15 protein-coding genes are annotated in these 13,905 nt (G+C 47.9%); 5 read left to right on the forward strand and 10 right to left on the reverse strand.

The window, feature by feature from the left end; genetic code table 11:
* Nucleotides 1–10 precede the first annotated feature (10 nt).
* On the forward strand, nt 11–1,282 hold the full coding sequence (locus QMA09_RS00885) for an MDR family MFS transporter (protein ID WP_290211679.1): 1,272 nt from the start codon (nt 11–13) through the stop codon (nt 1,280–1,282).
* A 32-nt stretch (nt 1,283–1,314) separates the two neighbouring features.
* On the opposite strand, the gene QMA09_RS00890 is transcribed toward QMA09_RS00885, so the two are convergent.
* Nucleotides 1,315–1,626 (reverse strand): DUF3243 domain-containing protein, encoded by a 312-nt coding sequence (locus tag QMA09_RS00890; protein WP_135500883.1) that lies wholly within the window; start codon nt 1,624–1,626, stop codon nt 1,315–1,317.
* 161 nt (nt 1,627–1,787) lie between these two features.
* Here QMA09_RS00890 and QMA09_RS00895 point away from each other — a divergent pair, with 161 nt between their 5' ends.
* The gene (locus QMA09_RS00895) at nt 1,788–2,633 is read left to right on the forward strand and encodes a VLRF1 family aeRF1-type release factor (protein ID WP_135500881.1); all 846 of its coding nucleotides are present in this window, start codon (nt 1,788–1,790) and stop codon (nt 2,631–2,633) included.
* A 35-nt stretch (nt 2,634–2,668) separates the two neighbouring features.
* On the opposite strand, the gene QMA09_RS00900 is transcribed toward QMA09_RS00895, so the two are convergent.
* Complete coding sequence (locus QMA09_RS00900; RefSeq protein WP_290211680.1) at nt 2,669–3,349, reverse strand: IucA/IucC family C-terminal-domain containing protein; 681 nt, start codon at nt 3,347–3,349, stop codon at nt 2,669–2,671.
* 115 nt (nt 3,350–3,464) lie between these two features.
* Between QMA09_RS00900 and QMA09_RS00905 the strand changes: the two genes are divergently transcribed.
* A complete protein-coding gene (locus QMA09_RS00905; protein WP_290211681.1) occupies nt 3,465–3,845 on the forward strand; it encodes a VOC family protein in 381 nt (126 codons plus the stop codon).
* A 70-nt stretch (nt 3,846–3,915) separates the two neighbouring features.
* On the opposite strand, the gene hmpA (QMA09_RS00910) is transcribed toward QMA09_RS00905, so the two are convergent.
* Nucleotides 3,916–5,097: an NO-inducible flavohemoprotein gene (hmpA, locus tag QMA09_RS00910; protein ID WP_135500877.1), complete on the reverse strand. Its 1,182-nt coding sequence runs from the start codon at nt 5,095–5,097 to the stop codon at nt 3,916–3,918.
* Nucleotides 5,098–5,272: 175 nt separating this feature from the next.
* On the reverse strand, nt 5,273–6,451 hold the full coding sequence (gene hmpA / locus QMA09_RS00915) for an NO-inducible flavohemoprotein (protein WP_290211682.1): 1,179 nt from the start codon (nt 6,449–6,451) through the stop codon (nt 5,273–5,275).
* A 93-nt stretch (nt 6,452–6,544) separates the two neighbouring features.
* Here hmpA (QMA09_RS00915) and QMA09_RS00920 point away from each other — a divergent pair, with 93 nt between their 5' ends.
* Complete coding sequence (locus tag QMA09_RS00920; protein ID WP_135500875.1) at nt 6,545–6,979, forward strand: RrF2 family transcriptional regulator; 435 nt, start codon at nt 6,545–6,547, stop codon at nt 6,977–6,979.
* A 33-nt stretch (nt 6,980–7,012) separates the two neighbouring features.
* Here the strand turns inward: QMA09_RS00920 and QMA09_RS00925 are convergent, their stop codons facing one another.
* The 3 genes from QMA09_RS00925 to QMA09_RS00935 form a co-directional block, all read right to left on the reverse strand.
* Entirely contained in the window at nt 7,013–7,435 is a 423-nt protein-coding gene (locus tag QMA09_RS00925) for a pyridoxamine 5'-phosphate oxidase family protein (RefSeq protein ID WP_135500874.1), read from the reverse strand.
* A gap of 87 nt (nt 7,436–7,522) precedes the next feature.
* On the reverse strand, nt 7,523–8,419 hold the full coding sequence (locus QMA09_RS00930; protein WP_175580264.1) for an EamA family transporter: 897 nt from the start codon (nt 8,417–8,419) through the stop codon (nt 7,523–7,525).
* 96 nt (nt 8,420–8,515) lie between these two features.
* Nucleotides 8,516–8,743 (reverse strand): hypothetical protein, encoded by a 228-nt coding sequence (locus tag QMA09_RS00935; RefSeq protein WP_135500872.1) that lies wholly within the window; start codon nt 8,741–8,743, stop codon nt 8,516–8,518.
* A gap of 175 nt (nt 8,744–8,918) precedes the next feature.
* On the opposite strand from QMA09_RS00935, the gene QMA09_RS00940 reads away from it, so the two are divergent.
* Entirely contained in the window at nt 8,919–9,938 is a 1,020-nt protein-coding gene (locus QMA09_RS00940; RefSeq protein WP_290211683.1) for an STAS domain-containing protein, read from the forward strand.
* Between the two features lie 143 nt (nt 9,939–10,081).
* Here the strand turns inward: QMA09_RS00940 and pepT are convergent, their stop codons facing one another.
* From pepT to QMA09_RS00955, 3 genes are all read right to left on the reverse strand, one after another.
* Nucleotides 10,082–11,299, reverse strand: coding sequence for a peptidase T (gene pepT / locus QMA09_RS00945; protein WP_135500870.1), 1,218 nt, complete (start codon nt 11,297–11,299; stop codon nt 10,082–10,084).
* Nucleotides 11,300–11,520: 221 nt separating this feature from the next.
* Nucleotides 11,521–12,720 carry a M20 family metallopeptidase gene (locus QMA09_RS00950; RefSeq protein WP_290211684.1) on the reverse strand — a complete coding sequence of 400 codons (1,200 nt, stop codon included), beginning with the start codon at nt 12,718–12,720 and terminating at the stop codon, nt 11,521–11,523.
* Between the two features lie 19 nt (nt 12,721–12,739).
* On the reverse strand, nt 12,740–13,576 hold the full coding sequence (locus tag QMA09_RS00955) for a MetQ/NlpA family ABC transporter substrate-binding protein (protein WP_135500868.1): 837 nt from the start codon (nt 13,574–13,576) through the stop codon (nt 12,740–12,742).
* Nucleotides 13,577–13,905 lie beyond the last annotated feature (329 nt).

The raw sequence follows: 13,905 nt of genomic DNA on the forward strand, positions 1-13,905 counted from the left end.
GAACTGAAAAATGAAGATTAGAGATTGGAATAGGAATTTGAAAGTTCGCCTCGTCGGCGAATTTTTCATGAATACAAGTTACTGGATGGTCTTCCCGTTTCTCGCTATTTACTTTGCGGAAGAATTCGGGAAAAGTACGGCCGGCTTGCTGCTTGTCTTGTCGCAAGTTTTTTCAGTAGCTGCTAATTTAGTCGGCGGATATTGCGCAGACAGGTTCGGGCGGCGCACAATGCTCGTCGTAGCATCGATCGGCCAAGGCTTTGCGTTTTTGCTGTTCGCTTATGCCAATTCGCCTTGGCTCGAATCACCCATTCTCGGGTTTATCGCCTTTACGATAGCAGGCATGGGCGGTTCGCTCTATTGGCCGGCCAGCCAGGCGATGATTGCGGACGTCATTCCGGAGAAATACAGAAGCGATGTCTTTGCGATTTTCTATACTACCTTGAATATTGCAGTCGTGGTCGGGCCATTGTTCGGGGCGGTACTGTTCTTCTCGTACCGTTTTGAATTGCTGCTGATTGTTGCGGTCATTTCGATGATCCTCGGCACTGTCTTAAGGCTTTATACCAATGAAACCTTGCCGCAAAGCGTCATAGACAAATGGCAACGGGAAGAATCAGTCGGCGTGCTCGGAGCAGTAGGGAAGCAAGTGAAGGAATACGGCGTCATTTTCAAGGACAAGCTTTTCCTGTTATTCGTCATTGCCGGCATTCTGGGCGCCCAGACGTTCATGCAACTGGACTTGCTGATTCCTGTCTTCTTGAAGGAAACAATCGATGAACAGACCGTTGCTGCATTCATGGGCCGTGAACTGACAGTGACGGGTGAAACATCATTCGGTGTCCTATTGTCTGAGAACGGGTTGCTGGTTGCGCTGTTTACAGTCATCATCACCAGATGGATGACCAGATTCCGAGAAAAATGGGTTTTCTTCATGTCAGCGATTCTCTATGGCGTCTCGATGCTTATTTTCCCGATTACGTCATGGTTTTGGATGTTCGTGTTGGCGATGGCGGTCTTCACTTTTGCGGAATTGATGGTTGTCGGCGTCCAGCAGAGCTTTATCTCGAAGCTGGCGCCGGAAGAAATGCGCGGCCAGTATTTTGCGGCAGCGAGTCTGCGGTACACGATCGGGCGCATGATTGCGCCGTTATCGATTCCGATGACAGCATGGTTCGGCTTCGGCTGGACGTTTACCATTTTGGCGCTGTTGGCATTCGCAAGCGGCGTCATCTATTACTGGATGTTCCAGCTATTTGAAAAACAGCCTTCCCATTTATAAGGGAAGGCTGTTTTTTATGCGTATTTTTAACTTTAAGAGTCTTTTTTAACCATGCGCAGAAGCATGTGAGCCAGCATATGCTGCTCTTCTTTTGAGCCGACTTTCCATAATTCCTGAAGCAGATATTCTTCACGGTTTTTAGGGTCTTCGTTTTTCGCTAGGTAGCCCGCGACTTTTTCAGTGATTTGAGCTAGGCGTTCTTCGCTCAATCCCATTTTTTCGCCCAGTTCAACTTTTGATCCGAGGTAATTCTTAAAGTGATCAAAATTGGCTAAGATTTCTTCTTTCTTTTCGTCATCAAAATGCTTTAACTTATCTTCAACTTGTTTGTCTACATTTTCCAATTTTTACACGCTCCTTTAATTTTCATTGCACTCTTTATTTACCTCATTGGACAGAATTTAAACGTCTGAATAATGAAAAAAAGAAGGTGAACGACAGTTTAATATAGAACTCATAGGGTAAGGAGTTAAATAGCACGGATTTTAAGGAGGATGAGGATTATATGACATTATATGATGAAATTCAGGAGTTGAAAGCGTTCCGTTGTGATGATCGCTGTGTACTGAGTATCTATCTAAATACCAATCCTGCAGATTCAGAAGCCCAGAACGGCGCTTGGAAAATCCATTTGAAAAACGGCCTGAAAAAGCTTGATGAATACCTTTCCGCTTCGCGCGATGAAAAAGAGATAAATGCTTATCGGGAATTGAAGAAAAAAGTCGAACGTGAAATTACCGATCATCAAGGAGAATTGTTGAAAGGGGTCGTCATTTTCGCTTCGCCTCATGAGAATTTATGGTGGGTGCGTTATGTCCAGATTCCGGTGAAAAATAATTTCCATTGGGAAGAAACGCCGCAATTGGACCAATTGCGCTATATGTATAAAGCGTATCCTTATGCAGGAGTCGTCATGCCGAGCTTGCGCGGGATCCGGGTACTGGATACGTCGATGGGCATTATCAACGAAGAGTTCTTTTATGAATTCGATTCGGGCCTTGAGGTCTGGACGGAGCAGAGAGGCGTCCGAAGTTCTGGGCGGGTTTCTGGTGTAGGGTCTTCCGGAGGCGGCGCATCCGGCGGCAGCACGCCGGTCAGTGGAGGCGGGAGCCCGGTGGATGAGCTGGACCACCGTTTGAAAGAAAATCTTGACCGCTTTTATAAAGACATGGGCGGCAAAATCGAAAAGCTGAAAAAAGAGCGCAGATGGGAAGAAGTGCATGTCGTCGGAGACGCCGAACATGCTAAATCCTTTGCCAAATCGCTTCAAGACAAGCCGAAAAGCTGTGTCTATAAAAATCTGATGAACAACGATCCAGGGAAAATCCTGCACGAAGTATTTGAAGTCTAAGCTGAAAGCTCCGGGGCAATAATGCGCCGGAGCTTTTAATTTGGCTGAGGGCAGTATGTGCAGGGTCCGAATTCAGGAAGTTCCTTATAAAGGCAACAAGTCTTGCGAAGCGGACCAGAAACGGCGCGGCCGAGTGGAACATCTCCCAGCAGCTTGTTCAAATAAGATGTTTTGATAGGCTGCCAATTAGAGGGTTCCAACAGCCATTCCATATCTTCTGCGGCTTTTCTGGGATTTGAGCGTTCAATTCCGGCATAAAGCCAGATGATGGATCCCAAGATGTTCTCCCATAAGATGATGGGTGAAATTTTGGCGTGTTGCCGAAACTCTTGTATCAATGAATCGACTTGCTCGACCAATACATCATGCATCGCTTCATAGCGTTGAGCGGGTTGAACGTGCGTGTAGAAAAGGGAAGAGGCATGGGTCTGCAGCAAGTGAAAGCCGTAGTTGAAGCTGCGGTCAAATTTCAACTCACGCCAGGAACAAGCGAAATAAGCATTCTGATGTGCCAGCAGATCGAACTGGGCAGAGATGAAAAGTGCGTATTGGCGGAAGAAATACGAAATTGCCACACCGTCGTTGTCTGTCTGGGCCCATTCTTTCAATTCCATGATTAAACTTGGAAAATCGCCTGATAGCGCTTGCTGCGGTTCACGGTCGATCGAAACCGATTGGGCGGCGAGTGTGTATTTAAGCTGTTGCGGAAAAGCCATCTGTGGTCACTCCTTTTTTTATATGCTACGGGATGCGGGAAGGATTTGCAAAACAGAAAGGCGAAGAACAATAAAGAGCTTCGAGAAGTATAGAGAAGCTGGAGGAGGAAATGGAATGGCATTCAATATTACAAAAATTGATCACGTGCAAGTAGCCGCGCCCAAAGGCTGCGAGGAACAAGCACGCAATTTTTATAGCGGAATCTTAGGGATGAAGGAATTGGAAAAGCCCGAACCGCTGCAGGCAAGAGGCGGGGCGTGGTTTGAATTTCCGGGATTTCAGCTTCATGTCGGTGTCGAAGAACCGTTCGAACCGGCGAAAAAAGCACATCCTGCGTTTGTCGTAGAAGGATTTGATGAACTGAAAGCTCATCTGCTGGAAAAAGGGGTAGCGGTGAAGGATGACACAAGCATTCCGGGGAGCATCCGATTTTTCGCAGCGGACCCATTCGGCAATCGCCTGGAATTTCTGAAACAAGCGATGGCTTCCCAGTAAAGGGAAAAAGCTTGCCTCACCGCCGATTAACAGGCGGGAAGGCAAGCTTTTATTCGTTTTCAGCTAGATATTAAACAGTCTGCAATGCTACAGCAGGGCCGAAGAATTCAAAGTGGATCTGATCTTCGTTCATGCCAAGTGCGCGCAGTTCCTGAATCATGGCTTCCATGAATGGTACAGGTCCGCAAACATACACTTCGCCTGAAACATCGACGTATTCCGCAAGAAGCTCACGTGTGATGTAGCCTGAAGGCTCATCAGAGTAAAGCGTTTTATAAGTTGCGTTGTCCATGGACGCTGTGTATTTCCGGATGTCCTGGTCGAATGCATGGAATGATTCATTGCGTGCAGCGTGCAAGAAAGCAGTTGGGCGTTCCGGTGTCATTGTAGCAACCGTTTCGAACATGCTCATCATTGGTGTGATGCCAACGCCGCCGCTGACGAAAGCCACCGGAGATTTTTTCTCCGTATCGAGAACGAACTCTCCTGCTGGCGCGCTGACTTCAAGGCGGTCGCCGACATTTACTTCTTCGTGAAGGTACACGGAAACGCGCCCGTTTGGATCGTTATCCGCTTCGCGTTTGACGGAAATGCGGAACTCGTCTTCCTTGGAAGCCTGTGACAAGCTGTATTGGCGGATCATCGTGTATTTTTCACCTGGAATCGACATGCGCACTGAAATATATTGGCCTGGCTGATAAGCAGGGACATTCGAACCTTCAGCCGGTTTCAAGTAGAACGAAGTAATATTGCCGCTTTCTTTCTCTTTGCGTGCAACAATAAAGTCTTTGAAGAATTTCCAGCCATTTTCCTGGCTTTCCACTTTTTCATACATATCTTTTTCAACGCCGATGAATGCGTCAGCAATCACGCCATATGCTTCTGCCCAAGCATTGATGATGTCGTCAGTCGCAGCATCGCCCAATACTTCTTTGATCGCTTTCAATAGATACTCGCCGACAATCGGATAATGTTCGGGTTTGATGCCAAGGCTCACGTGTTTATTGGCGATTTGCACAACTGCTGGAAGAATGGCTTCTAAATTATCAATATGCACCGCTGCCGCGTATACGGTATTTGCCAAAGCGGCCTGCTGGCGCCCTTTTGCTTGGTTTGCATGATTGAAGATATTTAAAAGTTCCGGATGTGCTTCGAACATATTTTTGTAAAAGACCGTTGTAATCGCTGTGCCGTGTTCTTCTAATACAGGTACTGTCGCTTTGATAATTGATTTTGTCTCTGCTGATAACATTGTCAATCGCTCCTTTTGTTTTCTATATCTTGACTATATACCTCATGGACAATTAAAGATATATTTAAAATACATCTTTAAAATTTAGACACATTTGCATTCACAAAAAAGCCACATAAAAACAGCCTGCTCAATACAGACTGCTTATATATGGCTCATCTCAAATTCGTATTTATCATTTTGGCATGTCCATCGCGGGGCCGAAGAACTCATAATGGATATGGTCTTCCGGCATGCCGATATTGCGCAGTTCCCGGATCATGCTGACCATGAAAGGAACGGGCCCGCAGACGTAGGCTTCACCTGTGGGATCCACCGTTTCTTCAAGCAAAGCGCGCGTGATAAAGCCATCCGGTTCATCCGAATAGACGGTTTTATAGGTAACATCCTGCATTCCTTCGGCATATTTGCGGATATCTTCATCAAATGCATGCTGGCTTCGGTTTCTTGCGCCGTGAAGAAAAGTGGTTTTTCTTTCCGGAGAAGAATCGGCGACACTTTCGAACATGCTCATCATCGGTGTGATGCCGACGCCGCCGCTGATAAATGCAACAGGGCTTGTCTTTGTCTCATCGAGGACAAAGACGCCTGCAGGGGCGCTGGCTTCAAGCTGCCCGCCCGCTTCAATTTCTTTGTGCAGGTAATTCGACACGACGCCGTTTGGATCGTTATCGGCTTCACGCTTGACGGAAATGCGGAATTCATCCGGCTTTGAAGCCTGCGACAAACTATACTGGCGGATCATCGTATATTTTTCACCGGGAATCAGGACGCGTACCGAGATGTATTGCCCCGGCGTGTATTTCGGCACGTTCGATCCATCGGCAGGCTTTAAATAGAATGAAGTGATCACTTCACTTTCTTTCACTTTCCGGGCAACCGTAAAGTCCTTAAAATAAATCCAGCCATTTTCCTGCGCCGCTGTTTTCTGGTACATGCTTTTCTCGACGCTGATAAAGGCGTCTGCAATAACGCCGTAAGCATCCGACCAGGCTTGGATGATTTCATCTGTCGCGGCATCGCCAAGCACTTCTTTCATAGCGAGCAAAAGATGGGCACCGACAATGGGATAATGTTCCGCTTTAACACCCAGGCTGACATGCTTATGGCCGATCTGGATAACAGCTGGCATGATTTCTGCCAGGTTATCAATATGAATTGCCGCGGCGTAAACTGTTTTCGCAAGCGCTGTCTGCTGGCGTCCTTGCGCCTGGTTCGCATGATTGAAAATGTTCAGCAATTCGGGATGTTCTTCAAATAAGCGTTGATAAAAACGGGTTGTAATCGTAACACCATGATCTTCTAAAACAGGGGCAGTCGATTTGATGATTGTTCTGGTTTCTTCAGATAACATGAAATCCGCTCCTTCATATATGATGCGCCAATCCGGATTTCTTTTCCGCCGATCCCTAAATGCGTATAATGAAGAGGCAGGGAAGGTGAAAAGATGAGACTGACAATGTACACCGATTACTCGTTGCGTGTATTGCTGTATTTGGGCTCGAAACAAGATGGGAAATTATCGACGATACAAGAAATTTCCGATGCTTATAATATATCGAAAAATCATTTGATGAAAGTGACGTTCGAACTCGGCAAAGCCGGCTTTATCCATACCGTGCGCGGCCGCGGCGGCGGAATCCGCTTGGCGGATCTGCCGCAGAACATCAATGTCGGCACAGTCGTCCGCAGGATGGAAGATGACTTCCATTTGGTCGAATGCTTCGACCGCGAGCATAACCGCTGCCCGATTGCGCCGGTATGCGGACTGCGGGGCGTGCTTGGAAAAGCGCTGCACGCCTATCTGGCCGTTCTTGATGAATACACATTAGAAGATCTGCTGTTCAACCGCGAAGGGCTGCGCCAGATTTTGAATACATAAAAACGGCTCGATTATTCGAGCCGTTTTTGTGTTTTACAAGTCGATTGACTGCGGCTCTTCGCCTTTTTTATTGATCAGGCGGACGCGTGTCGGCTTGATCGCCAGTATCAGCAGGTTCGGATCATCCGGACCTGTAAACCAGCCTTTTAGATGGTCGTTCCAGACTTTATCAATCATGCCGGCATCGTCGTGCATGCCCATCTGGCCTTCGATTTCCAGGAAAGCATCCCCGACGCCTTCGCCTTCATAGCCAAGAAGGATGTGGGCATTCGGGTTATTTTCCAATTCATCGACTTTCTGTGTCTTTTTGCTGGTTGGCGTATATAAAGTGAATTCGTCATTAAAGAATGTCATATAGCGAGAATGCGGTTTGCTGTCCTTCACCGTCGACAGGACACCTACGCGGCTAGCATCCAAAATATCGAGCGCTTGCTTTTTTAATTCAGATTGATTCATTTTTTTCCACTCCTTTGATTTTATGTGATATTCCTGTTATTCCTGTTTAACCCAATGCTAAACATAAAAAGCCCGCAGAGCGCGGGCTTAATGAATAGTTTCGACTATTTTTGGTGTTCGGTTGAATGCGCTTGGCAGCACCATGCCGACCAAAATGACGCCAATGCCGACTACTTGGAGAAGGGTAAGCGTCTCACTTAAAATCAGTACGGATGCGACAATAGCTACTGGCAATTCCATGGCGCTTAAAATAGAAGCTAAGCCGGAACCGGTATGAGGGACCGCGATGGAAAAGAAATAGATCGGCATGATAATGCCGAAAAATCCTAGAAGCAATCCGTAAATCCATAAGCCTTCAGAAAAGAGTTGTCCGTTCCAGACGATTTCCGGCGTCTGGAACATGCCGACGACGATTGCCGCAAACAGCGAAACATAGAAAAGCCGCGCGGAGGTATCCATTCCTTCGACCTTTTTTCCATTGAAAAACATGAACGCCGAGAAGCAGAAAGCCGCGCCAATTCCCCACGCCCATCCTTGCCATGCAATTCCGCTAAGATCGGCATCGATGACACCGGCTGCGAGCAGTGTTCCCCCGAATAATAAGATAAGGGAAAGCGTTTCAGTGCGTTTCAGCCGTCTTCGTTTTACGATGCAGTCCAGAAACATGCCGATCCAAGTGAATTGGAAAAGCAGGACGACCGCAAGGGAAGCTGGCAGGTACTCCAGTGATTGGCCATAGACCATTCCTGTCGCCGCTGTGCAGGATCCGGATAATACGAGTATTTTCCATCCGCGCAAGCGCGGGAATTTGCGTTGTGTAACTGCAAATAAGAGGGCTGCTAAAAAGAAGCCCACAAAATATTGGCTGGTAACCGCTTCGGCAGCAGTAAAACCGTTCTGCATCGCCACTTTAATAATGGTGGAAAGAACGCCATAACAACTTGCCGCAACAACGACCATGACCGGGTAAATCCAGTTTTTCATGATAAGCCACTCCTGTTCATCAGGATATCATATCACAAAAAAACAGCCCGGCGTCAGCCGGACTGTTCTTCAGAAAAGTGGGTCTATTCTGCCGCTTTATCCAGGGAATTTTTCTTCGCTGGAGGAATTGTCCTTCGTTGAGCGAGGATTTCCTTCATCTTCCATATCCTGCTTCAAATCTTCAAGTGGGATGGAATCCACAGTTTCTTCTTCCTTAAACATTTCATGCATGGTTTTCTTATCAGTCTTGACTTGCTCTGGGTTATCCATCGGCGTGCCTGGCTGTTTTTCGCGTTCTTCTTCAAATGGCTTTTTATCTGGCAAAGAAAGCACCTCTTCCTTTTAATGTGTTATCTCTTTATTCCTTTAAATGGCGGATTTAAAACATATCCATCATAAAATTCAAGTTTATAGCAGACGAAAGGGTGGTTGAGGAACAGGCTTTATCACTTGTTTAACAATATGGTAAAATAGAATCAAGTACGAGAGGAGTTTTCAAATGGCTACACAACCTTCATTGATTGTCGGTGGATTAAGCTTCGAATGGAATCTGGAAGAAGGCCGGTTTTTGTTCGAAGGGCAGGATTCAGTCTTATTTTGGACTTCCACCGCTTTAAAAATGTTTTTTGATACAATTGAAGAGATTTCAGGGAAAGATGCGGCCAATATCGTTATGGAATCGACGGGATTCCGCCAAGGGCAATTGGTAGGCCAATACTTTTCCGGGATGAAAAATGTGACGGTTTCGGGCGCAGCTGGGCTCATTACCAATACATATGCCTCCGCCGGTTGGGGGCTTGCGGAAATCAGCGAAATGGACGAACAGCAGAAAACGCTGAAAGTGAGTTTGAAAAATAGCTGGGAACATAAAATCAATGTAGCGCAAGGGAAGAAAACAGGCGGGTGTTTCCTGCCTGCCCATTATGCTGGGATTTTCACCGAGTTGTTCGGAGAAAACATTTGGTACCGGGTGCTGCACCACCAGATAGAGGGTTTTAACGAAACGCTTATTGAATATTACCCTTCCGAAGAAAACATCGAGAAGAATATCCATCGCTTGGCACGTGAAAAGGAAGCCGAGGAAATTCAGCGTCTGGAACTCCAAGTGGAGGAAAAGACCGCGGAACTTAACACGCTCATTAGGGAAATTTCATCGCCGATCATTCCGGTGCTTGATGATATCGTCGTCGTGCCGCTGCTTGGCACTTATGATGAAGCGCGCGCGGAAGAACTGCTTGTGAAAACATTGCAGAACCTGCCAAGATACAAAGCGAAATACCTCGTACTGGATTTGACAGGGCTGAATGCAGAATTCACGCATCAAGCGGCTGGCCTAATCGACAAATTGGGCACCACAGCCTCATTGATCGGCAGCCAAGCCATCCTGGTCGGAATATCCCCACATATGAGCATGATCATTACGGAAACCGGTTTGAATTTATCGAAATTTCAATGCTTCCATACTTTGCAGCATGGCATCCATTACGCCTTAGCACAAAACGGGAGAACCATTATTTGAAATGCGGAAACGGCCGCTAAGATTTGACAGGCATAAAACGGACCAGCGAAGTGGCGCTCTTTGCCACATAGCTGGGCTGGTTTATGACCCGAGAATCTGGCCGTTGCAGCTGGACAATAAAAAAAGCGCCCGCGGGCGCTTTTTTATTTTGCCGATTGAACGATTTCGATGATGACTTGTGTCGCTTTTTCCATGTTTTCAGCTGAGATGAACTCGTATTTCCCGTGGTAGTTTTCGCCGCCGGTGAAGACATTCGGTGTCGGCAAGCCCATATACGATAATTGCGAGCCATCTGTGCCGCCGCGCACGGGCACGATGTTCGGCGTGATGCCGAGTTTCTTCATCGCAGCTTCTGCAGCGTCGACGATTTCCATCGACGGTTCGATTTTTTCGCGCATATTGTAATACTGGTCTTCAAGCTCCAACGTGATTGCATCGGCACCGAATTGTTCTTGCAGCTTCGCTGCAACAGCTTTCATATGCGCTTTCTTCGCTTCAAACTTCTCTTTATCGAAATCACGGATGATATACGAAAGCACCGCTTTTTCGACATCGCCCTTGAAACTATTCAAGTGAATAAAACCTTCATAGCCCTCTGTCCGTTCAGGCACTTCGTTTTTCGGCATTTCTTCCTGGAATAGAATCGCCACTGTCTGGGCATTGACCATCTTGTCTTTGGCAGATCCCGGATGGACGCTTTTCCCTTGGACGGTTAATTTTCCGCCAGCGGCATTGAAGCTTTCGTACTGCAATTCGCCAAGTGGGCCGCCGTCCATCGTATACGCGTAATCTGCTCCGAAACGGGCAACATCGAATTTATGCGGGCCGCGTCCGATTTCTTCATCCGGTGTGAATGCCACACGGATTTTGCCATGCTCGATTTCAGGATGCTGCAGCAAGTATTCCATTGCTGTCATGATTTCAGCGACGCCGGCTTTATTGTCAGCACCGAGCAATGTCGTGCCGTCAGTCGTGATCAAGGTATGGCCGACGTAGTTTTTCAAGTCAGGGAAGTCGGCGACGGTCATTGCCACGGTGTCGCTGAGCTGAATGTCGTTGCCGTCGTAATTTTCAATGCGCTGCGGATTGACGTTTTTGCCGGTGAAATCCGTCGCCGTGTCGACATGCGCCAGGAAGCCGATGACCGGCAGCTGCTTATCGGTAGTGGCAGGCAATGTGCCGAAAAGATAGCCATGTTCGTCCATGCCAACTTCTTGGAGGCCGATGCGGTTCATCTCATTTTCAAGTTCGCGCAGCAAATTCCATTGGCCAGGAGTCGACGGCGTTTCGTTGTTCTCAAAATCGGATTGCGTATCAATTTTTGCATAGCGCACAAGGCGCTCGATCAAAGTTTCAATCATCAATGTTCCCCCTAGATATGTATTGCTTTAAGTTTAGCATGATAAGAGAGAATTTTGGGAATACGGCGATGGAAAATGGAAATACGCTCTATTGCGGTTGAAATACGCTCTGCAAATCGAGAAATACGCCCCATAAACAGCAGAATACGCTCTGCAACGAGGAAAATACGCTTCTAGCCAATAAAAAAGACAGCGTCGCCGCTGCCTTCCGTTAAAAATATTTAATTTTTTGCTGCTAATGCTTGGGCGTGCGCTTGTTTGATTTCACTTAAGAGAGAAGCGTCTGTCAACAAACGATAGCCGGTGTTCGCCAGCGCTTTGGCACCGCGGATCAACGCTTCATTGCCTAAATCCGACTTTGCGGCTTCCCGGAACTCCGGCGTGTGGCCAATCAAGTCATCGGGACCGATTTTGATGTAAGGATGCGCCGTCGGGACGACATGGCTGATGTTGCCGGCGTCCGTGGAACCGAGCCCATAATTGCGCGACTCCGCTACATGTTCGCCGACCGCTTCCAATTCATCGCGTAAAATCGAATCCAGGAGGGGAGTGGGAACCAAGTCTTTCACTTCGTTTTGGAAACGGACGATTTTCACGCTGGCGCCCGTTGCAAGTGCGGCACCTTCAGCAATCGCGCGGATCTTTGCAGCGGTATCCGCCGTTTTTTTCCATGAATCGCCGCGGATGTAAAATCGCGCCGCGGCGTATTCCGGAATGATGTTCGGTGCATCGCCGCCGTGGGTGATGATACCGTGGACGCGGGCGTCGGACGGCAATTGCTGGCGCAGCGCATTGATGCTGTTGAAAAGCTGCAAGACTGCATCAAGCGCGTTAATGCCTTGTTCCGGAGAGCCGGCAGCGTGTGCCGGCTTGCCATAGAAATGGAATTCCAACGGATCCACTGCCAGCGAATTGCCGGTCAATGCCGTTTTCCCTGAAGGGTGGATCATCAGCGCCGCATCGATGCCTTCGAGCAGCCCGTGTTTCACGAAGCTGCCTTTCGCGCTGCCGTGGGGTCCGCCTTCTTCAGCAGGGGTGCCGAGCACTACGACGCGGCCGCCGGTTGAAGCGAGTGTTTCTGACAACGCAATAGCAGCTGCAACGCTTGTCGTGCCGATGATGTTATGGCCGCAAGCATGGCCAAGGCCGGGCAATGCATCGTATTCCGCAAGAAAAGCGATGGACGGACCGGGAAGCTCGCCGCCGAAGCTCGCGTAAAAGGCGGTTTCGTGGCCGGCAACGCCCGTTTCGACAGTGAAACCGGCCTCTTCAAGCAGCGCCACTAAGGTCTTGCTGGCAAAAAACTCTTCGTTGCCGATTTCCGGTTTGACGTGTATCGCTTGGCTAGCTTCAAAATATGCTGCCTGATTGGAATCAATCGACTGGGAAATGGTCTGGGAAGCTTCTTTGGCAATGATCATTGGAATTCCTCCTCAAGAATTATTGATAATCAACAAGTTCTTCAACTGAAACGAATGTCGGGATTTGAGCGCCTTTCGTGTGCTCGATGATGAATTCTTTCGTGTCTTCCTGCTGGTAAAGTTCAACTATTTTCAGGAAATCCGGATCTTCTGCATTTTCTTCACTCGCTGCGATCAAGTTGATGTACGGTGTCGCTGTTTCACTTTCGCGGGCAATCGGGTCTTCGGTAGGGTTCAAGCCGGCATCGACTGCAATGCCGTTATTGATGATGGAAGCGGCAACGTCACCCATAGCACGCGGTGTTTGGCCGGAAATCATCGGCACGATTTCAAGTTTTTTCGGGTTATCTGTAATGTCATCAGCTGTGCCTGTCAAACCGGCTTCATCCGCAAGTTCGATCAAGCCCGCTTCTTCAAGAAGCAGCAAGGCGCGGCCCATGTTCGTCGCTTCATTCGGTACGGCAATCTGTGAACCTTCAGGCAGTTCGTCGATCGATTCGTGCTTTTCAGAGTAAAGGCCCATCGGTGCAATAACGGTCGAGCCGATCGGAACGATATCAAGTTTATGTTCTGCAACGAATTCATCGAAATAAGAAATCGTTTGGAAAGCATTCAAATCAAGTTCGCCTTCTGCCAAAGCGATGTTCGGCGCTACGTAATCAGAGAACGTCACGATTTCTAGGTCGATTCCTTCTTTTTCAGCTTTCTCAGCGATGTGGTCCCAAATCGTCGTATCCGAGCCGCTGATGCCCAATGTGACTTTTCGATTGCCATCTGCGCCTTCTTCGTCATTGCCGCAAGCTGCCAGCAGCAAGGCAAGGATTGTTATCAATAAAAGAGCTGTCGTTTTTTTCATTTGAGATTCCTCCAATAGTGGGTTTAGTTGAATATTTTAATTGAAATAATATTCTTTAGATACCGATATTCCGCAAAACAGCTACGCTTGCCGTGGGCAAGACTTACCCGAAGCCTGCGAGGGCAAGTCTTTGCGACGAAGCGCATAGCGCTGCAGGAGCAGTAAGGTTTTCTCCGCTGTTTTGCTCCATATCTAGAGATATTTGAGCGGAGGCGCGGCAAAGGGCTAGGCGAAGCTATGAGACGAGTGTTCTTCTCGGCTCATGGCGAGAGCCATGCCCAGAGCGACCGCAGCGGTTTGTTAAAGTTAGTTTCTTTGTTTCAAATTGT

Source organism: Planococcus sp. APC 3906, from assembly GCF_030407685.1.
Lineage (GTDB): Bacteria > Bacillota > Bacilli > Bacillales_A > Planococcaceae > Planococcus > Planococcus koreensis.